This is a genomic window from Acetobacterium tundrae (assembly GCF_008086615.1).
In the GTDB taxonomy this organism is placed as follows: domain Bacteria; phylum Bacillota; class Clostridia; order Eubacteriales; family Eubacteriaceae; genus Acetobacterium; species Acetobacterium tundrae.
The window spans coordinates 50,292-76,501 of the sequence record NZ_RXYB01000011.1 but is presented as its reverse complement, the minus strand read 5'-3'; the positions used below and the strand labels follow the sequence as shown (position 1 = coordinate 76,501).

Annotated in this window: 19 protein-coding genes and 1 pseudogene; 16 read left to right on the top strand and 4 right to left on the bottom strand. The window is 36.7% G+C overall.

Annotated elements, in window-relative coordinates; all coding sequences use genetic code 11:
- Positions 1–123: 123 nt before the first annotated feature.
- On the bottom strand, positions 124–324 hold the full coding sequence (locus tag FZC40_RS17785; RefSeq protein WP_420534739.1) for a transposase: 201 nt from the start codon (positions 322–324) through the stop codon (positions 124–126).
- 374 nt (positions 325–698) lie between these two features.
- Here FZC40_RS17785 and FZC40_RS10170 point away from each other — a divergent pair.
- The 3 genes and pseudogenes from FZC40_RS10170 to FZC40_RS10160 form a co-directional block, all read left to right on the top strand.
- A pseudogene (locus tag FZC40_RS10170) lies at positions 699–908 on the top strand (guanosine polyphosphate pyrophosphohydrolase); the annotation flags it as partial.
- Between the two features lie 47 nt (positions 909–955).
- Entirely contained in the window at positions 956–1,183 is a 228-nt protein-coding gene (locus FZC40_RS10165) for a response regulator (RefSeq protein WP_148603946.1), read from the top strand.
- A 70-nt stretch (positions 1,184–1,253) separates the two neighbouring features.
- On the top strand, positions 1,254–4,673 hold the full coding sequence (locus tag FZC40_RS10160; RefSeq protein ID WP_186843791.1) for an EAL domain-containing protein: 3,420 nt from the start codon (positions 1,254–1,256) through the stop codon (positions 4,671–4,673).
- A 662-nt stretch (positions 4,674–5,335) separates the two neighbouring features.
- Here FZC40_RS10160 and FZC40_RS10155 read toward each other — a convergent pair.
- Entirely contained in the window at positions 5,336–5,932 is a 597-nt protein-coding gene (locus FZC40_RS10155; protein ID WP_148603942.1) for a TetR/AcrR family transcriptional regulator, read from the bottom strand.
- A 377-nt stretch (positions 5,933–6,309) separates the two neighbouring features.
- On the opposite strand from FZC40_RS10155, the gene FZC40_RS10150 reads away from it, so the two are divergent.
- From FZC40_RS10150 to FZC40_RS10115, 8 genes are all read left to right on the top strand, one after another.
- The gene (locus FZC40_RS10150) at positions 6,310–6,669 is read left to right on the top strand and encodes a response regulator (RefSeq protein ID WP_148603940.1); all 360 of its coding nucleotides are present in this window, start codon (positions 6,310–6,312) and stop codon (positions 6,667–6,669) included.
- A 74-nt stretch (positions 6,670–6,743) separates the two neighbouring features.
- Complete coding sequence (locus FZC40_RS10145; protein WP_148603938.1) at positions 6,744–8,687, top strand: methyl-accepting chemotaxis protein; 1,944 nt, start codon at positions 6,744–6,746, stop codon at positions 8,685–8,687.
- Positions 8,688–8,704: 17 nt separating this feature from the next.
- Positions 8,705–10,180, top strand: a complete 1,476-nt coding sequence (locus FZC40_RS10140; protein WP_186843790.1) for a chemotaxis protein CheW — start codon at positions 8,705–8,707, stop codon at positions 10,178–10,180.
- Between the two features lie 72 nt (positions 10,181–10,252).
- Positions 10,253–11,335 (top strand): protein-glutamate methylesterase/protein-glutamine glutaminase, encoded by a 1,083-nt coding sequence (locus FZC40_RS10135; protein WP_148603933.1) that lies wholly within the window; start codon positions 10,253–10,255, stop codon positions 11,333–11,335.
- 45 nt (positions 11,336–11,380) lie between these two features.
- The gene (locus FZC40_RS10130) at positions 11,381–11,791 is read left to right on the top strand and encodes a response regulator (RefSeq protein ID WP_148603931.1); all 411 of its coding nucleotides are present in this window, start codon (positions 11,381–11,383) and stop codon (positions 11,789–11,791) included.
- Between the two features lie 48 nt (positions 11,792–11,839).
- On the top strand, positions 11,840–13,294 hold the full coding sequence (locus FZC40_RS10125) for an Hpt domain-containing protein (RefSeq protein WP_148603929.1): 1,455 nt from the start codon (positions 11,840–11,842) through the stop codon (positions 13,292–13,294).
- A gap of 168 nt (positions 13,295–13,462) precedes the next feature.
- The gene (locus FZC40_RS10120) at positions 13,463–14,311 is read left to right on the top strand and encodes a CheR family methyltransferase (RefSeq protein WP_207706713.1); all 849 of its coding nucleotides are present in this window, start codon (positions 13,463–13,465) and stop codon (positions 14,309–14,311) included.
- 22 nt (positions 14,312–14,333) lie between these two features.
- Entirely contained in the window at positions 14,334–16,619 is a 2,286-nt protein-coding gene (locus FZC40_RS10115) for a chemotaxis protein CheA (RefSeq protein ID WP_148603927.1), read from the top strand.
- 381 nt (positions 16,620–17,000) lie between these two features.
- Here FZC40_RS10115 and FZC40_RS10110 read toward each other — a convergent pair whose 3' ends face one another.
- Complete coding sequence (locus FZC40_RS10110) at positions 17,001–18,788, bottom strand: sensor domain-containing protein (RefSeq protein ID WP_148603925.1); 1,788 nt, start codon at positions 18,786–18,788, stop codon at positions 17,001–17,003.
- 833 nt (positions 18,789–19,621) lie between these two features.
- Here FZC40_RS10110 and FZC40_RS10105 point away from each other — a divergent pair.
- From FZC40_RS10105 to FZC40_RS17780, 3 genes are read left to right on the top strand one after another with little or no spacing between them, the layout of a single operon-like run.
- Complete coding sequence (locus tag FZC40_RS10105; protein WP_148603923.1) at positions 19,622–21,892, top strand: HD domain-containing phosphohydrolase; 2,271 nt, start codon at positions 19,622–19,624, stop codon at positions 21,890–21,892.
- A gap of 56 nt (positions 21,893–21,948) precedes the next feature.
- Entirely contained in the window at positions 21,949–22,476 is a 528-nt protein-coding gene (locus FZC40_RS10100; RefSeq protein WP_186843789.1) for a GGDEF domain-containing protein, read from the top strand.
- Entirely contained in the window at positions 22,410–22,817 is a 408-nt protein-coding gene (locus tag FZC40_RS17780) for an EAL domain-containing protein (RefSeq protein ID WP_148604018.1), read from the top strand. The genes FZC40_RS10100 and FZC40_RS17780 overlap by 67 nt, the downstream gene beginning before the upstream one ends.
- A 127-nt stretch (positions 22,818–22,944) precedes the next feature.
- Here the strand turns inward: FZC40_RS17780 and FZC40_RS10090 are convergent, their stop codons facing one another.
- Positions 22,945–23,877 (bottom strand): helix-turn-helix transcriptional regulator, encoded by a 933-nt coding sequence (locus FZC40_RS10090; protein WP_148603918.1) that lies wholly within the window; start codon positions 23,875–23,877, stop codon positions 22,945–22,947.
- A 118-nt stretch (positions 23,878–23,995) separates the two neighbouring features.
- Here FZC40_RS10090 and FZC40_RS10085 point away from each other — a divergent pair, with 118 nt between their 5' ends.
- Both FZC40_RS10085 and FZC40_RS10080 read left to right on the top strand, forming a co-directional pair.
- Positions 23,996–24,634, top strand: coding sequence for a type 1 glutamine amidotransferase family protein (locus FZC40_RS10085; protein WP_148603916.1), 639 nt, complete (start codon positions 23,996–23,998; stop codon positions 24,632–24,634).
- Positions 24,635–25,134: 500 nt separating this feature from the next.
- Positions 25,135–26,124, top strand: a complete 990-nt coding sequence (locus FZC40_RS10080) for a nucleotidyltransferase family protein (protein ID WP_148603914.1) — start codon at positions 25,135–25,137, stop codon at positions 26,122–26,124.
- Positions 26,125–26,210: the final 86 nt, after the last annotated feature.

Below are 26,210 nucleotides of genomic sequence, written 5' to 3'. Positions count from 1 at the left end.
CGTAACGATATCAGAAATTTGAGTGGCATACTTGCCAATTAAACAAATAATCGGTTCAAAAGGATAGACGAATCCCCGGGACCTTATTTTTAAATTTAAAATACTAAGTTTATAATGCCGTTATTATTCCAGTTTGACAAGCAGGTCATGAAACAACTCCAGATAGGGAAAACTTGAACTGAGTTTCAGCCAGGTGGATCGTCCGAAACGGAGGAGGCGACCTGCCACTTTAATCAGAAGCAAACGCAGTGTCAGTAAACGGCTCTTCTGATAGATTTTTGGCAGAACCAGTCGCCGCATGAAGTTGATGTGATTATAGGCCAGTGCCCGAATCTAAAATTATTGAACAAGTTCAAGCAGAAATAAAACGCAGGAGCAATATTGGAATTATCAATGGTAAGGCAACGTGAAAAGGAACACACTATAGCACAAAAGCACAAAAAGAACTGTGCATGATTGAATATATCTGTTATATTTGATTTTGTGTGAGCGATAAAATGAGTTGGACATTCTGATTATCATTTGATAACTGATGTTCAAACACTTTGGAAAGGAAAGTGCATCTGTGAAAAAATTGAACAGATTCAGAAAATACTATGAAAAAATTAAATGATTACTTGTATTCAGGGGATACCGTTCTTAAGATTTTACAGAGATATTTTGAGGATTTAAAACAGTCGACGAAAGAAACTAATAATCAGATTCGCACAAAAGAAATGGACGATTTTGCTGAGATTGGTCCAGCTAATCATTTTGGTTACGAAAAACGACAGGAAAGTGAAAGAGCCAGACGAGATGCAATACCAAAAGGAGAAAATATTTATTTTGATGATGCATATGAAAGAGGGATCATATTGCAGCAGCTTAAATTATCAAAATTGGATGTAAATATGTTTTCAGCAGTAAATTAAAGTTTGAATAATTTTACATTGCCCAGATATAAGGATGGTTATTTATGATAGAATTAGATAGGATTTTATTGGTTGAAGATAATACCAATGATGTGGAATTAATATTAATGGCATTAGGAGAAAACAATCTCGTTAATAAGATGGATATGATTGAAGTGATGATGAGCCACAGGCCCTCCCGTCCGGCTAAAACGTTTGATGAGGCTACTTGCCGAGAAAGAACATGGGGTAGGAACTTTATACGATCGGGATTGCATTCAGGTTTGTATTAATCTTTTTCGGGACAAAGGTTATCAGTTCTGATATTTGGTCATAATGAAAAACTGGAAAAGGAGGCTGAGTATGGCAATTTTTGGAGAAAACCTGTTTACTAAGAAAGAAGAAACTGAAGACATGAAAGATGAATTTGAAAAGTATGCTCAATTATGGAGAGAAAATCAAAACTATGCCCAACATCTTGCTCATATGGGGAGTTGGACTAAAGATCTGATTGAGGAAAAAAATTATTTTTCTGATGAAGTCTATAGTATATTAGGGGTGACTGCTCAGGACTTCGATGGCAGCGAGGAAAGTTATTATCACTTTGTCCACCCGGATGATTTAGAAATGGTAAAGACCGCAATTCAGGGTGCTTTCGAAGGTCGGAAATATGATTTGGAATATCGTATTATCTCAGCGGGAGAAGCGCTTCGGTTTGTTAGAGAGAAAACAAAAGTATTGCTTGACAAAAACAAACTGCCGATTAAAATTATTGGCATCCTTCAGGATATTACGAAAGAAAAGATCATGGAAAATAATTTAAAGACACTGGGGGAAAACCTTAATCAGGCACAAAAGGTAGCGGGACTGGGAAGCTGGCACTATGATCTGAAAAAAGATGAATTATTCTGGTCCGATGAAATTTATATCATGCATGGTCTTGATCCGATAAAATACGAACCAGATTTTAATAAACTTCTAGAATTGATCCACCCGGATGACAAAGGCAGTGTGCAAAATGCAGTACAGATCGGTTTGTCAGGTAAAAAATATGAATTTGATTATCGAATTCCTCAGAAAAAAGGGACAATTAAATATGTGAATACAAAAACGGAACCAATATTTGATGAAAATCTGAAAATCATCGGTTTATTAGGAACCGTTCAGGACATTACCAACATAAAACTCATGGAAAAAGAAATGAGATATATGAAAAAAACCTTAGATAACGCCCAAAGATTGGCTAATCTGGGAAGCTGGGAAATTAATGTTGCACAGAATATTAACTTTCTGTCTGAAGAAGCCCTGCGGATCTTTGGAATTACAGTAGCAGACTATGATGGGAGCATGGAAAAATTCATGCGTTTAATCCATCCTCAGGACCGAAAAAGTCTTGAAATACTATTGAAAGACCCTCCCCAAGGGAAACCCTTTACCATGGAATATCGGATCATAAAAAAAGATGGAGCCATTCGAAATCTGTTTCAAATGGGGGAAACAAAACTAAACATAGATGGAAACCCAACCCGGATTTATGGAACCATTCAAGATATTACCGAAAAAAAAGAGATGCAGAAGGACATTGAGAACAAACAGAGAGAACTTGATAGCATTGAAGAACGATACAGAGTGTTGGTTCAGGAATCCGGGGATGTCTATGAGATTATTAAACCAGATGGTACCATTAATTATATCAGTGACACATTCACAAAAGTTATTAAATATAAACCGGAAAAACTCATTGGTGAAAAAATATATAAATTTTACGAAGGGCTGGAACTAAAAAAATTAACCAAGATGGTTGCTTTTGTTGCAAAAGATCCCAGTAATAAGTGTCAAGAGATTTTGGCATATAAAACAAAGACCGGAAAAGAAGTGTATTTAGAAGTAACCATGCAGAATTTACTGGATAATCCAATTATTGAAGGGATTGTATTAAATTTCAGAGATGTGACAAAAAGGGTAGAACTGGAAAAACGAATGAACCATATTGCCACTCATGATGAATTAACTGGCCTTCCCAATCGAGCATATTTTAAACGAGAACTGACGGACCAATATCAGATTGCAAAGGAAAAAGGTGACTTAATAGCGGTGATGATGTTGGATTTTGAGGGATATAAGTATATCAATGATTCGCTGGGATTTACGTCAGGGGATCAAATGATCATTCAAATGATGATCCGCTTAAAAAGCTATTTTGGTGAAGCTTATTTTATCAGCCGATACTCCGAAGACCAGTTTGCGATTATTGCTACTGGCTTAATAACCACTGAAGCTTATAAAGAAATGGCAAAGGGAATTGTGGACTTGTTTTCCCGGACATTTAAGGTCGATATGTATGAATTTGATGTGGCCATGAATATCGGAATAGCAGTCTATACAAAGGACTATCCGGGAACAGAGAAACTGGAAGATGCTGGTGAGGAAAAAAATGGAGATTCGCTCATTAAGCAGGCTAACATTGCTTTGCTCTGGGCAAAAAAAGAAGGTAAGAATGTTTTTAAGTTTTATGCTCCAGATTTCAGTATTGAAAATTACAAGCAATTTGAACTGCGAAAAGATCTGCGCTGCGCTATTGATAATAAACAGTTTGAAGTTTTTTATCAGCCTGTGGTTAGACTCAAAACAACCGAAATTATTGCTGCTGAAGCCTTGATTCGATGGAATCATCCAGTTTGGGGATTGGTAAGTCCAAAGGAATTTATTCATTTGGCAGAAGAAACCGGGGTGATTATTGAAATGGGCAAATGGATACTCCGGGAAATTTGTGCCAACTATAAAGATTGGCTAAAAAAAGGGTTCCCAAAAATAAAAATAACGGTTAACTTTTCCAGTATTCAGTTTTACGAAAAGAATTTTGTAGAAAATATAAAAAATGTTTTAGATGAATTTGAGCTTGATCCCAAATTTTTAATTATGAAACTCACAGAAACTCTATTAATGGAAGAAGGGGAAAAAGCCGTTCGAGATATTAAAAGATTATCGTCTTTTGGGATAAAAATTGCTCTGGATGGAGTTGGAACAGGATTTTCTTCATTGACTTATTTGAATAAGTTCAGTATCGATATTATAAAAATGGATGGGGCTATTATCAGGAACATCATGTTTGATAAAACAACAGCGATTATCGCTAAAACCATTATTAATCTGTCGAGAGATCTCAAAATCAAACTGGTTGCGGTTGGCATCGAGAATTGGGAGCAATTATCATTTTTACGCCAGAATAACTGCTATGCCGGTCAGGGTTATCTGTATTCCAGACCAGTGCCCCTGGAAGAATTCGAGGAAATCTTAGTTCAAGGACAATGTAAACCAGTTCTTGAGAATAATACGGTGGTCATGCCCCAAGTGGAACGCCGGGAATATTTCCGAATAATGTTTTATCGATTATTAAAAGCTGACTTGAGAATTTTGAAAATCAAAGATAAAAAAATGAATGTTGGGAATACAAAAATATTGATTCGAGATATTGGGCCTGGTGGGTTACGCTTTATTTCTAATATAAAATTTCCTCTTGAACGAGAATTCACCCTGGAATTTGAAACCACCATATTGAATAAGACCATTAAAACTTATGGAAGTCCGGTGTGGCTGGAAGAAACAGATGAGAACTTTTATCAATATGGAGTGAAATTTTCAATTGAAGAAGAGGATCGAGAAGAGTTCATGAAAATCCTTTACGAAATTCAAATCAATAAGAAAAGAAATACTTTCTTTGAAGATGACAACTTTACCGATGATTCCCCAACGATCTATTTTAACTCGATTGCATCAATTTAAAGACAAAATTTAAAAAGGATCGATTATAGGAAATATCCTGATTATCAGGGACGAAGCTACAATCTGATGATCAGCCACACCAAGATTGTTTATACGCGATGACAATTGAAAAGAAATGCTGTAAAAGATGTCGTGATTGTCAGGTTAAACCTGTTAGTTCTTGGGCTATTAGAAGATGGATAATATTTTAGGGCATATGTTATAACGTGTAGGGAGTCATTCAGAGTTTAAACATGACGACGATTATAAATCAATTTTTATCATGAACCAGTATGAACCGCTTCCACCAATTTATTAACAAAGCTCTGTAATGCCTTTTTTAAGAGGAACTCAGAGCTTTTTTATTTGTAAAAATAAATTTTTCTCATAATTCTTTCTAATTATAACATTTTCTAGCCTCTTTCCAAAGTTAGTGGAAAGCAGCCTACTAATCATCAGAATCTGATCATGTTAAAAATTGATACACTTGTATATTTCATTAACCTAGTACCTTTCTCCGGAGAGTCATTAACTGATTATTAATAAAACAAGTGCATACATTAGTATTGTTAATCCATGTGATACGTGCCTTTGCGTAAATAATTCCCTTCAAACGCGTTAATTATATGACCGTTCTGGATTTGATAGATCCAAGTGGTTTTTTTTAGTTTGGCATGAATTTGTCATGAAAGTGGATGATCGATCATGACAAAAAAATCATTGCCTTTTAAGATCATGATTTCAGTGAGTTTTGCAATCTGTTCTGGGGATTCGTTCATTCCTGTCTCTAACCAGTGGGTAATTAAACTGATGCATCCCGATATAAAATAGGAAAAGAAATACTCGATTTTCTTGGAAGCTTGCGTGAGATATTTTTTCTGCCAGTCATCAAAAAATCTTTTCTTAACACTACTTTTTAGCTGATTCAAAAGAAAGGAATCGTCATTCTTACAAAATATCACACGCATCATGCCTTCGTTTTCTTCAATAAAAGAGAATACTTCAATGAGAAATGGGAGAACATTACTTTTGACAATGAGAGAAGGGTAATGATTAAGGATTTCAAGAAAATCTTCAGCCAATTTATTCTCAATTTGATCAAGCATATCAAACGCATCTTTATAGTGGAGATAAAATGTACCCCGGTTAATATCCACCAGATTAGACAGTTCACTTACAGTTATTTTTTGAATGCTTTTTTCCTGCATTAATTGGATTAAACCAGATTGAAGTTGGCTCTTCGTTTTTCGAACTCTACGATCAACGTGAATTTTTTCCATGAAAACCAGCGATCCTCTCAAAAAAGTAATTGTAATATAGAATATAAAGCAATCATTATACTTGACAATTAATGATTAAGCAAATGAGTTAAAAGACAGTTTCGCGATGTTTGATCAATATTAAACATATTTATAAATAATGACGCTTAATAGACAGTTGTGATAGTGATTGACTATTGAAAAAAATAGCAACGTTTATTATGCTGAATTAATAATTAAATAGATTTAAAAAATGAGGCGTGCCATACGCACAGACTTTGAGATAAAATCATTATTTGAAATCACTTGAGATGATGTATGATTACCAAAAATCACTGATTTCTCACTCCGTGCATAAGGTTTTTAGCTGACCATTCATATTGAATAAGAAGGTGACTATGACTAAAGTATTAATTGTAGATGATGCTGTATTTATTCGAATACAACTCAGAAATTTACTGGAAAGCAACGGATTTGAAGTGGTTGCCGAAGCGGAAAACGGCAAGGTTGCACTCGAAAAGATTCGTGAATTCAGGCCAGATCTGGTTACATTGGACATTACCATGCCAGAAATGAATGGACTTGAATGCATGAAGGAGATCAAAAAAATGGATTTTGTACCCACGGTGATCATGGTTTCAGCATTAGGACAGGAGAAACATGTGCAACAAGCAATCTTAAACGGGGCAAAAGGTTTTATTGTTAAACCATACAAGAATGAATCTGTGATAAAAAACCTAAATAAGTACAAAGATTAAATATATAGATTATAGCCTGGCATAAAATGCGCTCGGTAAATTAATGAATAAGACTTTAGGAGGTCAAGAAAATTATGGAAAAAAAGTTAGCAATACCCTCAAGCGATAAATATAAAAAAGTCCCGTTTGAATCAGCGATCGCATCGGATGAAATGGAACGAAAAAGAGAACTAGCTAGGAGGCAGGCGAAGGACAAGGTACGGGCCAGAACACTGGCAAAACAGCAACAATTAGCTGAGCGGATTGCCGTTGCAACTGAACAAATGGCATCTGGCATCGAAGAATCAAGTAGCGCTGCTGAAGAATTGGCGGCAACGATGGCACAGATTTCCAGTGGTGCAAGTGAAGCGGCCTCTGCAGCGGAAGAGTCTCGAGCCGCCATTAACCAGGTAGAAAAAGCATCAGTAACAGCAGATAAACGCGCCAAAGAATCCCTTGAAAGGGCGAAAGCAGCCAAAGATTTGATTACAACTATATCCAGCGATATTGAACTCATGATTAAAGGCATCAAAGAATCTGCTGAAACCAATAGCGAATCGGTAAAATTAATTGGTGAGCTGGAAAGGCAGTCGAATGAAGTTGGTGAAATTGTTCAGGCAGTTGTTCGAATTGCGGATCAAACCAATCTCCTGGCACTCAATGCAGCCATTGAAGCTGCCCGAGCAGGAGAACATGGCAAAGGCTTTGCCGTTGTAGCAGATGAAGTCAGAAATCTTGCCGAAACCTCAGAAAAGTCAGCAACAAATATCAGGTCACTGGTCAATGAGATTCAAAGCAATGTGAAAGTTGTGGTAATTGACATTGAAAATGCCGGTAAGGTTGCAAATAGTGAAGTTGAAAAGGCATCTCAGACGACACAAGACCTCATTAAAATTAATGAAGGGATTATTGTTGCAATGTCTGGTATTGCTGAAGTATCTCAGAATGCAATGGATGCAAACAAAGGCGCCCTGGAATTTCTGGCCATTGCGGAAACTATTGCTGCTGCTTCTGAACAGCAAAGCAGTGCTGCCGAAGAAGTTAAGAAAGCCATACAAATGCAGAACAAAGCATTTAATGAATTGAATGCCGGCGCCGCGGATCTGTCTCAAATGGCTGAAGATCTTAAAAGTTCGACCGATGCCCAAAAGTCATCCGAGTCTATGGCAGCAGCTTCTGAAGAACTTTCTGCTAATGTTGAAGAAGGGAATTCAACAGCAGCAGAGATACTAAAAGCAATGGAGCAAGTATCATCAGGCGCACTTTTACAGGCAGAAAATGCTGAAAGAGGCTCCTTATTCGCAGAAAAGCTGTCTGTCGCTTCAACCCAAATGAGTGAAAGAGCGGGATTTTCGGCTGAAAAAGTGTCAGAAATTCAAGGACTTTTGCAAGACAATAAAATAGCGATTGATAGCATGATTGATGGTATAACTAACTCGGCAGAAATCTCAATGGATGCAGCTAAAAATATTAAAAGTCTTGAAGAAACAGCATTAAGCATCGACAAAATTGTTGACGCAATCGTTAATGTTTCAATCCAGACGAATATGCTGGCAATTAACGGTTCCATTGAAGCCGCTAGAGCTGGCGAGTTTGGCAGAGGGTTCTCGGTGGTTGCCAGTGATATCAGAGCGCTTGCCAATGAATCCGCAGAAAATGCCGATAAAATCAAAGATCTTGTGAGAGCAATACAAAATCAGATTCAGCGCGTTTCAGCCGACACCGATGCATCTAGCAAAGCTTCTTTTGCAGAGGTCGAAAAATCTAAGAAAACCACCATTAACCTGAACATCATCGAAGAAAACATGGTCAAAATACTGGAAGGAACTCATGAAATTCAAACGGGAGCTGAAGAGTCTCAAGTTGCCCTTGAACAGGCAACGAAGGGTGTCGATCAGATTGCAATTGCAGCACAGGAAGCCAGCAGTGGAGCTGAACAAGCCGCAACCGCAGCAAGTCAGCAATCAAAAGGCATGCAGGAACTAGCCGAAGCAATTGAAGAAATTTCGGGACTCGCGGATGAACTGCAGAATATGTAGAAATGGGGGTGATGAAGATGGTTGCTAGTTTAAAAAATATCGGTGTTACAGAACGCCAAGTAGTGACGTTCCAGCTTGGCGAGGATGAATTTGGAACGGATATCATGGATGTCAAGGAAATTATAAGGGTACCTTCCATCACCAAAATACCAAATGCGCCGGACTATGTGGAAGGAGCCTGCAACCTGAGAGGCGATGTGCTTCCTATCATCGATGGACGGACCAAGTTTAATCTGGAACGAAAAGAAAAAGATGAAAATAGTCGAGTTCTTGTGATTGATGTGGAAGGTAAAGCGACGGGTATCATTGTCGATAAGGTATCAGAAGTTATGCGTGTGCCAACTTCCAATATTGAAGACACCCCTGAGATTGTTAGAAATATTGATGATGATTTTATTGATGGTGTCGTGAAATTAAATAACGGACAAAGGCTTGTAATGCTTCTCGATGTCGTCCAGGCACTTATGGTTAAAGATTTAACCAAAGAAAAAAAAGAACCTCAAGAAGATAACATGAGATACGATAATCAATCAATCAATATAGATGTGGATAAATCCGTTGATGAGAAGCAGTTGGTCACCTTTTTAATAGATCAGGAAGAATATGCCTTTGAAATTATGAAGGTGAAAGAAATTATACGGGTGCCGCAAATTGTGAAGGTTCCCAATTGTGAAGCCTATATTGAGGGCGTTCTTTCCTTGCGCGATAACCTACTACCGATCATTAATCTTAGAAAGTATTTTGGAATAGTACACACGGAAATCAATGATCACAACCGGATACTTGTCGTCGATATGGGCAACTTTACCGCTGGAATTATGGTTGATAAAGTTACAGAAGTGTTGAGAGTACCTAAAATGAGTATTCAACCACCACTGCAATTCTCGGCACAAAGTGGTGAACAGCTGAAAGGCATTGCAAAACTGAATAGCGGAAAACGCATGATTCTCATTCTAGAACCTTCAAAACTCATTTTGTCTGATTCAATTGAACCGATCATGGGGAATAGGGCGATTCAGGAACAGCATGATGATACTCAACGTAGCGAAAACCAACTACTTGATGAAGTTCAACTGGTCACTTTCAAAATTGATCAGGAAGAGTATGGTATTATAATCGACAATGTCCAGGAAATTAATCGGATGACCGAAATAACAAAAGTGCCAAACGCACCCGACTACATCGAGGGGATTGTGAATTTACGCGGCAATATCATTCCGGCTTTGGATCTGAGACGGCTATTGAAAATTTCTGAAAAAGTACAAACCGATGCGTCACGTATTATCATAGCCGATTTTAACGGCAAACGAACAGGAATAATCGTTGATTCTGTTTCGGAAGTTCTCAGATTTGAAAAAAAACTGATTGAGGTACCGACTGAAATATTGAGCAGTGGTGTCGACATTGACTGGTTAGAAGGGGTTGGAAAACTTGATGAAGGAAAACGTATGATTTTAATTCTGGACATCGGTAAGGTACTGAGCTTCATTTAAGAGGACGACCATCCGAAATAGTTGGAAAGTCATGGTTTTGGGAATGGGAGTTATCAAGCGGAGGTGTTGGTTGTGATAGACAAGATAAAGATATTGATTGTGGATGATTCAGCCCTTATGAGAAGAGTATTGAAAGAGATTATCATGTCTGACCCAAGTCTTGATGTGGTTGGAACTGCAAGGGATGGCAATGATGCAATTGAAAAGGTCCATGAGTTAAAACCGGATGTAATCACAATGGACATTAATATGCCAGTTATGGATGGTTTGACTGCGATGCAATACATCCTGAATGATTATCCCCAAATAGCGGTACTGATGGTGAGTTCACTTACCGAAGAAGGGGCATTGACAACGTTTGAAGCACTTGAATTGGGTGCTTTTGATTATGTGGCAAAGCCATCCGGGACAGTATCGACGGACATTTATCTGGTTGGCCGGGAAATCATCCAAAAAGTAAAATTAGCCTATAAAAATGTCAATGGGAAAAGTATCAGAGATCGGGTTGAAAGGCGCAGCAGCGCGCTACCGCAAAAAAAAGTGCAACAACAAAAACAATTAGAATTGCTGACAATCAAAGAAGTCACAAAGGTTGTGGTTATTGGCATTTCCACTGGCGGTCCGGGAACACTGATGGAGGTATTGCCAATGTTACCGGAGGACCTTGGGGCGGCGGTTATTATTATTCAGCACATGCCACCGGCTTTTACCACGTCATTTGCTAAGCGACTGGATGGTGCCAGTCGGATTTCGGTCAAGGAAGTTACTACTGGTGATGTCCTTCAAAATGGCAGAGGATATCTCGGACCCGGTGGCTATCAATTGGTGGTCAGGGGAGACTCTGGTGTACTGAGACTTACCAGTTCACCAAAAACTGTTTTCATGCCATGTGTCAATGTAACCATGGAGTCTGTTCTTTCAGTTTATGGCGGCAAAAATGTCGTGGGAGTATTAATGACTGGCATGGGAGACGATGGAGCAGATGCCATGGTAAAGATCAGACAAGCTGGCGGTATTACGATTGCTGAGGATGAATCAACAGCTGTCGTTTTTGGTATGCCTAAGGAAGCAATCGAGAGAGGTGGCGCAGAAATTGTGGTTCCTTCTTATAAGATGGCTGAGGCAATTATTAGAGCAGTCAGAAGAATGCGTTAGTTGAAAATTTGTCGTAAAAGTGATTTTGAATGAGTGGAGGTATTGATGAACGACCGCTATAAGATTTTAATTGTTGATGATGAAGAAGATGTGGGAAGTCTGTTAAAAAAATATTTTGAACAAAATGGGTATGCCGTTGATACGAGTCTTGCTGCAATAGATGCGCTAGAAAAAGTTAAAAATACAAAATATCACATTGTCGTGATCGATATGGTGATGCCACAAATGGATGGAATTGAACTTTTGATTGCAATAAAGAAATATGATCCAATGACACAAATCATCATGATGACAGAATCCTCAACAATGGATAAAATAGTGAGATCTCTGGAATATGGAGCCAACGATTATATGCTTAAACCGTTTAAAAGTGAGGACTACGTTTTGGCTATGATTGACCATTCGGTACAAAAACTGGAAAGATGGCGAGACGCTTTCATTCAAATCGTACAATAGAAAATCTTTAAAACAGGAATAATTATTTAAGTTTAGGTGGTATATTGAATGGATCCAATGATACAGTTGTATTATGAAGAATCGGAGGAAATGCTCCAAAAAGCTGAAGAATGCATGATCAGACTTGAAGTGGAATATTCTGGCGTTGATATCAATGAGCTATTCAGAATTGCTCATACCATCAAAGGATCGTCGCATATGGTCGGTTATGCGGATGTTGGAAACCTCATGCATAAAATTGAAGATATGCTTGATTGTGCAAGAAATGGCTCAATCCCGTTTAATCAGAGCATTGTATCGCTTTGCTTTGAGGGGCTGGATATCACAAAGAAGATGCTGTTATATAAAAAAGAATATGGTCCTGATCAAATGATAGAGAGCCTTGCCCAGGAAGCACGACACATTACTGAACGGACTGAGATATTTATATGTGCCAATAAAAAAGTTGAGGTGATGGCTGAAACACAGAAAACTGAAGCCGGTATTATTACTTCCTGCTTAGGTAAACGGTCAAATGAAAAGAACACCTATTTTATTACCTTCTTTTTTGAAGATGATATTTCCATGATATCGCCGGTATTATTGATGATTTTAAATTGCGTGGAAGAAATAGGAACCCTTGTTTATTCCAGTGTTGATGATAATTATTTTGATGGAAACGGATGTAATCAGGAGTTGCCATCTTATGACATTATCCTGTCTACAGATACGGATGAAGCCGAGCTATATGCAAATTTCGACGTAAGCTATGTAGAAAAAATAAATATCGTGGATTTAAGTAGAAGCAAGGTGGCGCAAAATGACTATCGTTTTATGGCGTTTGATAATCAATTAAATGTTATTATCCTCAAAACTCTGATACAGCTGTGCAAAATCGACTTTAATAAGCAGATTAGAATGAGCAGTGAAGAAATTGATCATCTGAAGTCCTTGCACCACCAGGTAATAAGAGCGATGGCTTCAATGAAAAACAATGTTAAAGTTGCTGAGTTCCTGGAAGATTTAAAAACACTTTATTGTATGGCTGTTAAGTGTTATGACAAACAAAAAATTGCTGATCAACACTTTTTTTTAGATTTTGAAAATAAAATGGCGGGATTCATTGAAAAAGGCTTTAATGATATAAAAGGCAAATATGTAGTCAGCATTTTTAAAGCCGAAAAGGTCAACTTTATTTCCAAGCTCCGTATTTTTATTGGAAAGATGAATAAAACCGGAATGTATATCTTTCTTATTGATATGAGCCAGCTCGTCATAGTGGACGAAAAAGAGATTAAGGATTTAATCGGAATTAAAAGACAGCTGGAATCCAAGAATATTGAGCTGGGGCTAATTGCTGAAGGCCCAGAGGTGCGAAGTGTTATAAATATTTTTGATTCGATTGAAACAATCGAAAAATTTCAAGTGTCAAAATCAGGTGTAGATGCTATTCTGAAAATTTTGAAATCAGAAGGCTTTTTAAAAAGAATAAGTAAGAAAACAGATAATATAAATAAACTTTGACCATTCAATTGACTAGCGATTATATCAGGAAAATTATCAATGATGCCGCCTCCAGAAGCGATATTCCTCCGAGATTAGCGACAATTTAAACACAAAGTGATAGCAAATCATGCGTTTGCATAATTTGCTGAATAACTTGGTAAAAGAGGAGTTATAAGGCGTTAAGCTTTGGAAAAAACAAGAGGTGTTGCTGTGATGCTATCGGATGAATTATATGATAAGTATATTAAATTGATCTATAAAAGAACCGGATTATATTATGAAAGCAATAAAAAGTACTTTGTCGAAAAAAGGATTATCCAGCACACCGAGTCGCTTCAAATTGATTCGTTAAACGAGTACTATATGCTGCTGAAATTCGGAACAGATTCATCAGAGTTTTATCAACTAATCAATGATCTTACCATAAATGAGACGTATTTTTTTAGGGATTTCCCACAATTACGTAATTTTGCTGAGGATGTTCTACCGATTGTTGAAAAAAGAAAAATGAGCAGAAAAAAGATAAAAATATGGTGTGCTGCCTGCTCGACGGGAGAAGAACCCTATACATTATCCATTATTCTTCAAGAAATGCTTGATGAACCTGAAAAATGGGATATTCAAATCATTGCTTCTGATATCAATTCGGAAGTTTTGCAAAGTGCTAAAACAGGACTTTATGACAGCAGAGCCATAAAGGATGTCCCGATAGAATATCTTGAAAAATACTTTAAGAAACGTCAAGACAAATATCTCATCAATCTCAATATCCGAAAATCCGTATCGTTTTTTCGGATTAATCTGATGGATACAATGTCACGAAGCAGTATCAATGGCTGCGACTTCATATTCTGTCGAAATTGTTTAATTTATTTTGATGAACAGTCAAGAAAAAGTGTCGTGATGAGCTTTTATGAATCCCTGAATCTGGAGGGATTTCTTTTTCTCGGCCATTCGGAATCGGTGGGAAGAATTACATCATTATACAAAGCTAAAAAAATTGGAGATACCATTGTATATTCCAAGTCCAAATAATGAGAGGAGAGAAAAAGAGAGAATGACTCAGAATAACACACAAAATAAATTTAGAGAAGATATGATCATTGTGAAAATGTTTACTAAGGAATGGACTGATAATTTTAGTGACCTTGAAAAAGCAATATTAAAACTTGAATTACACACCAAAGGGATGGAGCTGCCCAATAACCTTTTTAATAACATCCATCATATTAAGTGTGGGTCATCCTTTATTGGACTATCATCGATAACACAATTATGCTATGAAATTGAAATAATCTTAATCGCATTAGAAAACAATGCGATCATTGTTAAAACAGAATTGATAGATAACCTTCTTTTATTTTTGGACTTTTTCAGGAATTGTCTTGATCGGCTGAATGAAATAATTAGTGATGACTATGTTACAATCGAAGATAATAAACTTTTTTTGGAGAGGCCATACGAAACCCAGGAAATCCAGTTGCGTCAGAACTTAAAGTTGGCATTTGAAAACTGTCTGGTGAATGATGATGAAGAAAATGATTTACAGGAGGGTATCGACGGAGAAGAAAATCTGGATGTCTTACTGTCTGAGGAATTTAAAGGTGGACTGACAGAGGGGATAAAAGAACAGTTTCAGATTGAAAATTTGGAGCACATTGAAAAAATTGAAAATGAGTTATTGATACGATTGGATAGCAATAGTGCTGATCGGGAAGCCGTTGACGAAATATTTAGAGCCATACACAGTATTAAAGGCGGAATAGGCATATACCTCGCAGTTTTAAATCCTCACGATACGATTTATGTGGCGCTTAAGCGATTTTCAGAAATAGTACACACCTACGAAAGTCTTCTGGTTTTGATACGGGATAAAGGATACAATTTTGAAAACAAACTCGTCGATCTCAGTTTTTTTGTGATGGATTATGTTAAGTCTTTCATCCGTTCCATTGAATTTGAGATATTTGACAATCGGGAAGATAAGAAAATACTCGCTCAGATTAAACAACAGTTAATTGATTTACAATCCATGAACATACCGGGAGAAAACACGCAAATTCCATCACCTCGGAAAGTCTCTAATACAAAAGAAGTTTATTCAAAAAGTAAGCAAACCCCAAATAACCCGATTCAGAATAGTTCTACCCAGAGTAGCATTACCCAGAGCATTCGAGTTAACCAAGATAAAATTGATAAAATGATGAACATGATTTCGGAACTTTTGATCGCTAAAAACTCATTTATGCATATTTCATCCAAATTGAGTACGGACTATAACTTGCCTCAAATATCAAAGGAGGTTAAGGAAGTTGGGGCCTATGTCAATCGAATTTCTGATGATCTTCAAAATACTATCATGTCCATCAGAATGATAGAAGTAAAAACAGTTTTTCAAAAAATGCCGCGGGTGATCAGAGATATTGCCCAGAGCACGGGAAAAAAAATGGAGCTTGTCCTTCAGGGTGAGCACACGGAAATCGATAAAACAATTATCGAACAAATTAGTGATCCGCTGGTTCATATGATTAGAAATTCTGCGGATCATGGTATTGAACCGTGTGAAGAGCGGTTATTAAAAGGCAAGTCTGAGAAGGGCCGGATTACCCTTAGAGCTTACAATAAAAACAAGCTGGTCTATATCGAAATTGAAGATGATGGAAAGGGCATTGACGCCGAGAGTATAAAAAACAAAGCGATCGAAAAAAAACTGATCTCACAGGCTGAAGGTGATAAAATGAGCAAAAACCAATTAATTAATCTCATTTTCCTTCCGGGATTCAGTATGGCAAAAGAGATTACGGAAGTGTCGGGACGCGGTGTTGGGATGGATATTGTTAAAAACAATATATCCAAAATCAACGGAAAAATTTCCATCGAGAGTGAAGTGGATAAGGGGACAAAAATGACGATTCAATTACCGCTTTCACTGGCAGTATCACGTGGCTTGATCGTAGAAGTCGGCCAAGATACCTATATTTTTCCACTGGACAATATAGTTGAAACGGTAAAAATAAAAACAGCCAATATTCACAATTTTAACGGGAAATGTTTGACTCATTTAAGAGGCGAAGTGATTGGAATTGAATGGCTTTCTCAGATTTTTTCTACCGGTGAGAAGAACAAGGACAAAGAAGAGCTCAATGCTGTCATTTTAACTAATGGTCATGAAAACTATGCAATCGTCGTGGATAAACTAAAAAATGAACAGGAATTTGTTGTGAAGCCGTTAGAAGGTCACTTGGCCACTATTCCAGGAATAACAGGCTCGACCCTTCTCGGTAACGGTCAAGTCGTTTTGATTGTTAATCCCATTGATTTAGTGCACTTCATGGATAATTAAAATGAATTGATATTTATAGCACAAGACAACTACTTTGGGCACGGTTTGAATTGGCAATTATATAAGAACTGACAAATCCATTTTCTTTTTCTTGATTCGTAGTAGTAAGCATTCTATGGTGGTTTTAAGACGCGCTACTTTGTTGATACGCTATAGTGGTGAGTATTCTCCTTGATCGCTTTTACTTTCGTCCCATTATCCTCAGCAGCTTACTACTTTATAATATCATTAAACATATGGTTGTTTTAACAGATTATACCGTGTTTGAAAACAAGAAAAAAGTTTTTGTTCTTACTGTGAAAATGCTCTGATTTTGATCTTTTTCAGTTAATAGCAGGCGATTATTTTTGACATCATGTCCAGCAATTTCGTAACACAAAATTATTTATCGTCTCTTTTTGACCGTGTTTTCTTGTCCAGTAAAACGATAAAATCTGAAATTGGCATTGGCTTTGCATAATAGAATCCCTGTGCCAAATCACACCCAATTTCGCACAAAAAATCAACTTGCTCCATGGTCTCAATACCCTCTGCGACTATTTCTATTTCTAAATCCTTTGCCATTTTGACAATGCTCTTAACAATGGTTTTTCCTCGAATTGTACTGGTGGTCTCGTTAAAAAATTCACGATCAATTTTTACAACATCGATAAAAATATCCTTTAACATATTAAACGATGAGTAAGCTGATCCAAAATCATCAATGGATAGTCTAAATCCAATGTTATGAAGTTTTCTAGTAACATCAAGGACAATCCCCATATTACCTGAAAAGGTACTTTCTGTTAACTCCAATTCCATGACTTCGGGTCTTACATCATATTTCTCACTAATTGCCGTTAAGTTTGCAACAAATGCCGGATTATTCAGATGAAGTCTTGACATATTGACAGATATAATGAGAGGTTTTCGTCCTTCAGCTTTCCAAGCCTTCTGCATTTTGCATATTTCTTCAAAAACAAACATATCAATTTCAGTTACAAAGCCATTTTTTTCAAAAAGTGGAATAAACGAATTTGGATGGATAATGCCTTTTCTGGGATGATGCCAACGGATTAAGGCTTCTGCTCCTACGATTTTTTCTGTTTTAACATTAAATTTAGGTTGTAAAAAAACTTTGAAATCTTTATTTTCAAGGCCTTCATGCATTTCATTTTCAATTTCATTGTCATTAAGAATTTGATTTCGAATCGCATCATTGTAGAAGGAACAGGCACTGGCATAACCTCCTTTAATCATTTTAGCCGCAAGACTTGCTCGATCACTGATCATGTCAATGGTAATCGAACTATCCTCTATTACATAGATACCGGAAACAACAACTATATTAAATGATGTATTGCTGTCGAATTTGAAAATAAGAATGTCATCTGTAATCTTTTTTATGCGGCTTTCCAGTTGGCTTTTAGCCGCATAGCTAAGAAACAGATAAAATTTATCACCGGTAATACGCCCATACACTTCATTCTCTTTGATATGCACAAATAGCGTATTCGCAATATGTATTAGAAGTGAATCGCCTCCTGAGTATCCAAAAATGTCGTTAATTAATTTAAAATTGTCAATATCCATAACAATAAAGGCATATTTTTGACTTTTATCTTTTCTAAGCTTTTCTGCTTTTTCTTTAAACGTCCGTTTATTGGTGCTTTTGGTTAAGTCGTCAATATATATTGACTCGTTTTCTTTCTTTAATGCGAGCTCCTCTTCTTTCCTTGCAGTAATGTCAAACACAATTCCCGATATCATCACAGGCTTTCCTTTGCTATCTCGTTGCGTAATTTTACCGCGATCATAAAACCATTTCCAACTTTTATCTTTAGCTTGAATACGGTACTCCGTCTCATAAACACTTGCTTTTCCCTCTAAATGGAGAGTCATTGCATGCATTGTATTCTGATAATCATCTGGATGCAACTTTTCTGTGAAAAATTGTTGGGTTATTTTTGGTGGCATCTCATCCATGGTATATCCCAAAGTTGTCACTTTTAACTGATTGCAAATAACCGTATTCGTTTTTCGATTCCAATACCAGTTTCCTAAATTTCCTGACCATGCAAAATCCAGCATAGTTTCTTGTTCTTTTTCCCTAAGCAGTTGCTTGTTAAGCACTTCAAGCTCATTTATTCGCTCAATTAATTGGTCTAAATCGTATTCCGAATAATCCATACATTCCTTAGCCTCTCGATCTAAATTTATTTAGATCATTATAATTAATTTCTATCCCTATTGGATACCTATTTATTAGTATATCATTTCTTTTGTTATTTTATAAAGACTTCTTAAATATTTGGTAAGAGTGTCAAAAGCGCCCATTTTAAGCAGACAGAATAAAACTATTTTCAGCTAAATAATGCTTCAGTAAAATATTAGGTATTTCTCTAATAATATAAAAGTGGCAAATTCGACATTGTTTTAGACTATCTGTTGACAGTTGATGATTTGATGATCGTAACCTGACCATCGTGGTTTCAATGATATTACCTACATGACCTTTATGCTTTTTCTTGTCATAGTACCAGTATCAAGTTATGTTTTGTGATAATACAAATCGAGAAATATTAGTGTAAATTTTAAATTTGAGGGTATGAAGCTTACATATATATTGATGATCAGAAATTTAACATCATAATATATGGATAGGAACCCAACTATAAACATATCCTCTCGATTGGTCCGAATTTTTTATTTGATCAATGAAAGTTACAATAAAAATGAAGGATTAATTAATCTATAATCTAACAAATTTTACCATCCAGGAGGTAACACAATGTGGCTAAGTGGTGCGTAGGAGTTTCAAATCGAAAAACAAGGCTTATGTTTCTTGATATTAATAGTCTCATGATAATAAATGATATCTATGACATGAAGAAGGTGACATTAAATTGAGCTCTTTACTAAAAATAGTAGAGATAATTTATATATTAACACCATCATATATGTATCCAAATTAATAAGTTGAGAAAAGGGAATTATGATTGATTAAAGGGAAGGTATGATAGATGAGTAATGATTTTTGCAAAGACAAACAGGCAAAAGCAGATTTACAAACGTATGAAAGAAAATTATCGAACATCATCGAATTTCTGCCAGATGCTATTCTGGCTATTGATGATAAAAAGCGAGTGATCATTTGGAATAAGGCAATTGAGAAAATGACGGGTATCCCTGCCACAGAGATGCTTGGTAAAGACGATTATGCTTATAGTATTCCGTTTTGTGGGGAGGCACAACCGCAGTTAATGGATTTGATCTTTCAGAATGATGATCTGATTACATCCAAGTATTCGGAACTTACCCATGAAGGTGATGTGATTAAAGCGGAAATATTTTGTCCAGCACTCTATAATAATAAAGGGGCATGGGTTTATACCATGGCAATACCAATCTATGATCAGTTTGGAAACACGATTGGTGCCATTGAGAGTATTCAGGATATCAGTGAGCATTTGCTGATGATGAATGACTTGCAATCACAGACCATGTTTCTTGAAGCACAGGCAAACGCGTCCCTTGACGGCATCCTGATTGTTAATATGGATCAAAAAAGGATTCTTGCCAATCAACGTATCTTTGAGATGTTCAATGTTCCCCAGCATATTATCGATGATGCGGATGATACGCTATTGCTTAGGCATGTCGTTAGCATGGCTAGAGACCAGGAACACTTTCTGAAAAAAGTGTCGTATTTATATGATCACCAAAATGAAACCAGTCTGGATGAAATAGAATTTACCAACGAACTGATCATTGAAAGGCATTCTGCACCTGTTTTGGATGAAAATGGAAAATATTATGGAAGAATCTGGATATTTCATGAAATCACTGAACATAAGCGGTTGGAACGGGCACTCTTGAATGAAAAAAATTCTCTGGCAACGACATTGCAATCGGTGGGTGATGGGGTTATATCCACCGACAATCATGGAAATATTGTTATTTTGAATAAAATTGGTGAGTATCTGACCGGATGGACCCAGGAAGAAGCGATGGGAAAACCTATTGAAGATGTTTTTAATGTCGTTAACGGGTATACTGGCGAAAAATCCGATAATATTGTGAATAAAGCTCTGAGTATGGGAAGAATCATTGAGTTAGCCAACCATGTTATTCTGATTTCAAAAGATGGAAATCAACGATCAATAGAGGATTGTGCGTCACCAATTATAGAAGAAAATGGAAAAATTAGCGGAGTAGTCGTTGTATTCAGAGATGTTTCCGAAGAAAGGATAAGAAAGGAAGAACTCCTCTATGCCAGTTATCATGATTTTCTAACTGGGCTTTATAACCGCAGATTTTATGAAGAAGAGTTGAAACGACTGGATATTAAGAGAAACCTACCCTTGACGCTTCTTATGGCAGATATCAATGGGTTAAAATTAATCAACGATGCCTTAGGATATGCCAAGGGTGACGATGTGATTAAGAAAGTAGGAAGGAAAATTATAGAAGGCTGCCGAGGGAGGGATGATGTAATAGCAAGACTTGGTGGAGACGAATTTATTATCATTCTACCTAAAACCGATGCAGTTGGTGCAGAACGCATCATTAAACAAATCAAAGATCATGAATCAGAAGAAAAAGTTGGAGTATTTGAAATTTCTATTACATTTGGGCAGGCAACAAAAAATAATGAGATAGAAAGTATTCAGGACATTTTCAAACAAGCTGAAAATAATTTGTATCTGCATAAACTTTATCAAAATTTCGGTACAATCTCCAAAACCGTTGATCTTGTTATGAGAACACTCTATGAAAAAAACAACCGGGAAATGCTGCATTCAAAAAGAGTCAGTGAAATTTGTGAAGCGATTGCTCTTCAAATGGGTTTTGAAACAGAAATGGTTAATCAAATCAGACTCGCAGGACTCGTTCATGACATCGGGAAAATAGGGATTGATGAAAAAATATTAAACAAACATGGAAAATTAAATCAAGTTGAGTGGAAAGAAATCCAAAGACATCCGGAAATTGGGTATCGCATTTTAAATTCCTCAACAGAATTTATGGAATTAGCGACTTATGTTCTGCAACATCAGGAAAAATGGGACGGACAGGGTTATCCATTGGGACTTAAGGGTGACAATATATCGATACAGGCACGAATTATCGGGATTGCAGATGCTTATGATGCGATGACGAGTTACCGGACTTATGGCGATGCATTAAGTGAAGAAGATGCCATCAAGGAAATAAAAAGATGTTCAGGGTCCCAATTTAATCCCGAAATTGCCAGAATATTTGTTGAAAAGGTCATGGGAAAAGTGTGGTAACAATAAAAAATCGATGAATTACAAAGAATGGAAAATAAGATAAAACATGAGTGATCGTGCCAAAAATATTGCTATTGACAGCTACTGAAGAAAAATTCGAGTATGGACATAATATTAGGGATTTGCTTTTGATAGAAATTTCCAACAGATTCACTGTATCCATACGGGAAAGTGATACGGTCGCCCGGTTAGGCGGCGATGAGTTTGTGGTTTTATTAGCAAATCTTCCCAATGAAAATGATTATGAAATAACAATACGTCGAATATTGAAATATATTTCAGATCCTGTTATGATTGAGACCAGGGTAATTAACATTACTGCTAGTGCGGGTGTCAGTGTGTATCCCCGACATGGAATTAACTACGAAAGTCTTTTAAAGAGTGCTGATTTAGCCATGTATCGGGTAAAAGATCTGGAGAAAAACAATTTTCAAGAGTACAATCCCTCCATGAGTTCAATGTTAACAAGGAGAATTACCTTAGATAACCAACTGAAAAAATCGATTATCAATAATGAATTGCTGTTGGAATATCAGCCGATCATCGCTGTTCAAACTGGAAAAATTTCGACTTTGAAGCGTTAATCCGTTGGAATAATACTGAGTTTGTAATGCTCCAACCGGATACATTTCTACCGCTTGCCGAAGAAAATGGTTTTATTTTGGATATTGGAGTTTGGGTTTTGAGAATCGTATGCTTTCAATCAAAAGCCTGGCAAAATAACAGCATCCACCCTCTCTATGTTTCCGTTAATATTTCCGGACAAGCATTTTACTCTGTCAGTTTCACTTCAATTATTAACCAGGGTCAGGGGTTTTTATTTTACAGCCCTGTTAGTGAAAATATAATAGATGATTTACTTGGTCGGACATTTCCAAAGGGTTCATCTTTGGGCATTAAAAAATACCTCCATTTATTAATCTGATGAAGGTGTTTTCTCATGAATTTTTAACATAAAATATGTGCTACCTATTTGACATTAACGTTTTCATGATACTAATCCTAGACGACATCGATAGTTGACTGAACTCATCTTTCCAAGGGACATTGTTCTAGTTTTCGTATAAGGTAGCTATATCATGTATTCTATGCTTCATTTTTGTGCGGATATGTAACGGCTCTAAACACTCGCATTTATCCCCAAAACTGAAAAGAATATTGTAGTAGTATTCGTTCTCTATGAAAGGAAAACTAACAATGTAATGCTCATCACCGTCTGGCGAAAAGTGTTCATAAGTGCAATAATCGAGTACTCTGTCCATGACCGATTTATGAATACGAATTTTGATTTCTGTTTGCATCGTTGCCAAAATATCCATAAAATCTAACTGCGGTTTTTGATAATCCCGTGGTGTAAAAAATTCCTCTTTTATTTGTAGGTTTGATGTGCGGGATAGTTTGAATAAGCGAAAATCATTTCTTTTATGGCAATACCCTTGCCAATACCAATGACTACTTTTCAATACAAGCTGATACGGCTCGGCTGTTCGTGCGGTTTTATTTCCGTAGCGGTCTGCATATTCAAACGAAAGTAGCTTGCTTTCCTGTAAGGCTGTTTTGATAATTTCTAAATATGGTTGTACGTTCCTGTTGCCCATCCACGGACTTAAATCGATAACTATTTGATTTGCTTTTAATTCAATGTCTTTCGCTCTGTCAGCGGGGATAAAACTCTTGACTTTCGCAAGGGCGTTTACCAGTTCATCACCTCGTATCATGTTGGAAAGACTGGAAAGCCCCATCAAGATAGCGGAAAGGTCGGCAGTCGAAAAAACCGTTCTATCAATCTTGTATTTCTGCATGATTTCAAAGCCGCCGCCCACTCCAGATGCCCCGCGAACAGGAATACCCGCCATGTTGATCGTATCTATGTCGCGGTAGATTGTTCGGGGTGAAACTTCAAACATATCTGCTAACTCCTGTGCACCGATACGCTTTTTATCAAGGAGTATCATAATAATGCTAATAAGCCTGTCAACTTTCATCGGATAGCCGCCTTCCAAAATTTCTTGTTATCATTATAGATTGTTGCCATACTGTTGTCAACAATTACAAGGTATAATAACAAGCAAACAAATCAATCTACCTATTAGGAGGAAATTTATGTTTACAATCTATGTTTATGTTCTTGATACTTTAGCCGACTGGGAACTGGGGTATGCTATTTCGGAGCTGAATTCTGGTCGATTTTTCAAAAAGGGCGAGCCACGTGTATCGCTCAAAACGGTTAGTTATTCTAAAGAGCCAATCAATACCATGGGCGGGATGACAATAGTGCCCAATTGCTTAATTGATAATATTGTTGTGAGTGAAACAAGCATGCTGCTATTACCGGGCGCAGATACATGGAACGACCCAAAGCATGGCGCTATCATCGAAAAAGCAAGCGAATTTCTCTCTTTAGGCGCTACGGTCTGTGCTATCTGTGGGGCTACCGCTGCGCTTGCCAACTTTGGGCTATTGGACAAGCGTCCACATACCAGTAATGGACCGGGATTTCTTGAAATGGTTTCTCCTGGTTATAAAGGACAAAGTTTTTATATAGACAAGCCATCTGTAGCGGATAACAACCTTATTACTGCAAGTTCCACCGGAGCTTTGTTGTGGGCGAAACAAATTATTGAGCATTTAGATGTTTTTCAATCAAACACACTGGAATCTTGGTATGAATATTTTAGTACCGGTGATCCTAAACATTTCTTTGCCCTCATGCAAACTTTGCCGTCTAGCAATGAAAACTGATCTACCTTTGTCATAAAAGAACAGGGATATAGAAGATATGGGATGCCTAACAAACAATCTTGAAATTTACCCGCCGCGAAAAGCAGCTAAATAGAAATATTTAGTCGCTTTTTTATTTAAAATGAATTATAAAAGTGATTTATTGGTAAAAAATAAAACTAAATTGCCTAAAATCGAATAAGCAGGGGGAGCTGAACAATTCTGTTGTATTTCACGATTCTCAATTGGAACAATCAATCTTCATCTGGTTCTTGAATTCATTAGTATAACTATTTCATGGACTGGATAAGTTCTTGAGTAGATCTCCATTTTTTATTATTTATTACTCTTATTTTACTTGCCTACAATTTTATTGTACAATTAACTATAACCTATATATTTTATTTTGTGTGAGCGATAAAATGAGTTGGACATTCTGATTATCATTTGATAATTGATGTTCAAACACTTTGGAAAGGAAAGTGCTTCTGTGAAAAAATTGAACAGATGCAGAAAATATTATGAAAAAATTAAATGATTACTTATATTCAGGGGATACCGTTCTTAAGATTTTACAGAGATATTCTGAGGATTTAAAACAGTCGGCTAAAAAAACTAATAATCAGATTGATCTTTTGCATAGTAATTTTCTGCTTCAAATTGCAGAACTTTTGGAGCACAACGAATTCCTGACTTCGCAATCACAGCGAATTCGGGAATTCTATAAACTTATGGCAAATGAATATCCTTTTCTGGCATTTACTTTTAAGGGACGAATTAAATCTCTGATCCGCGCCGAAGCAAAATTTAATGGATACATTGTGGAATATATTTACGATTATTATACTCAACACGGCAATTACCCTTCTCTTCCTGAACTGAAAAACTCAGTAAATTGTTTTCGGGACTTGATTGCATACAGAATCGTGATTTCTCTTCCAAAATGTCATCTGAAAGAAGGGGAGACTTACGCGGATGAAGAAATAAAATATCTATATGATGTTGCCAACCAGTTGCCTGGTTTCTTGGAGGAACGCGGGTTTACTGCAGAAATGTCTTCTTTAACAGATCAGAAAATATCGCTCTTATTAGAAGAGAGCGTAAGCCCGTATTATCGGGATTATATTGCAAATACAGAATCTAATGGCTATCGTTCATTGCATATAACATTTTATGATAACATTGCCCGTTGTTATGTAGAAGTACAACTTCGCACAAAAGAAATGGACGATTTTGCTGAGATTGGTCCTGCTAATCATTTTGGTTACGAAAAACGACAGGAAAGTGAAAGAGCCAGACGAGATGCAATACCAAAAGGAGAAAATATTTATTTTGATGATGCATATGAACGAGGGATCATATTGCAGCAGCTTGAATTATCAAAATTGGATGTAAACATGTTTTCAGCAGTGAATAATTCCCTTATCAACGATGGTTGCGGACTCTACCGCGGAAGACTTATTCTTCCGTATGAGCATCTTTCAAGTTTCCAGAATGACCTTATTGATTAATTTTTAAGGGAAATACATGGCTTGTTCCGGTTGACACTGAAAAACCGGCTGACGGACGATATAGGAGCAGTAAAGTAAAGGATGGT

Coding starts and splice junctions, on each gene's coding strand:
- FZC40_RS10140 (WP_186843790.1), top strand. CDS start 8,705: ATGGTTGCTAGTTTAAAAAATATCGGTGTTACAGAACGCCAAGTAGTG.
- FZC40_RS10110 (WP_148603925.1), bottom strand. CDS start 18,788: ATGGATTATTCGGAATACGATTTAGACCAATTAATTGAGCGAATAAAT.
- FZC40_RS10125 (WP_148603929.1), top strand. CDS start 11,840: ATGGATCCAATGATACAGTTGTATTATGAAGAATCGGAGGAAATGCTC.
- FZC40_RS10080 (WP_148603914.1), top strand. CDS start 25,135: ATGAAAAAATTAAATGATTACTTATATTCAGGGGATACCGTTCTTAAG.
- FZC40_RS10090 (WP_148603918.1), bottom strand. CDS start 23,877: ATGAAAGTTGACAGGCTTATTAGCATTATTATGATACTCCTTGATAAA.
- FZC40_RS10085 (WP_148603916.1), top strand. CDS start 23,996: ATGTTTACAATCTATGTTTATGTTCTTGATACTTTAGCCGACTGGGAA.
- FZC40_RS10155 (WP_148603942.1), bottom strand. CDS start 5,932: ATGGAAAAAATTCACGTTGATCGTAGAGTTCGAAAAACGAAGAGCCAA.
- FZC40_RS10130 (WP_148603931.1), top strand. CDS start 11,381: ATGAACGACCGCTATAAGATTTTAATTGTTGATGATGAAGAAGATGTG.
- FZC40_RS10105 (WP_148603923.1), top strand. CDS start 19,622: ATGAGTAATGATTTTTGCAAAGACAAACAGGCAAAAGCAGATTTACAA.
- FZC40_RS10150 (WP_148603940.1), top strand. CDS start 6,310: ATGACTAAAGTATTAATTGTAGATGATGCTGTATTTATTCGAATACAA.
- FZC40_RS10165 (WP_148603946.1), top strand. CDS start 956: ATGATAGAATTAGATAGGATTTTATTGGTTGAAGATAATACCAATGAT.
- FZC40_RS10115 (WP_148603927.1), top strand. CDS start 14,334: ATGACTCAGAATAACACACAAAATAAATTTAGAGAAGATATGATCATT.
- FZC40_RS10145 (WP_148603938.1), top strand. CDS start 6,744: ATGGAAAAAAAGTTAGCAATACCCTCAAGCGATAAATATAAAAAAGTC.
- FZC40_RS10160 (WP_186843791.1), top strand. CDS start 1,254: ATGGCAATTTTTGGAGAAAACCTGTTTACTAAGAAAGAAGAAACTGAA.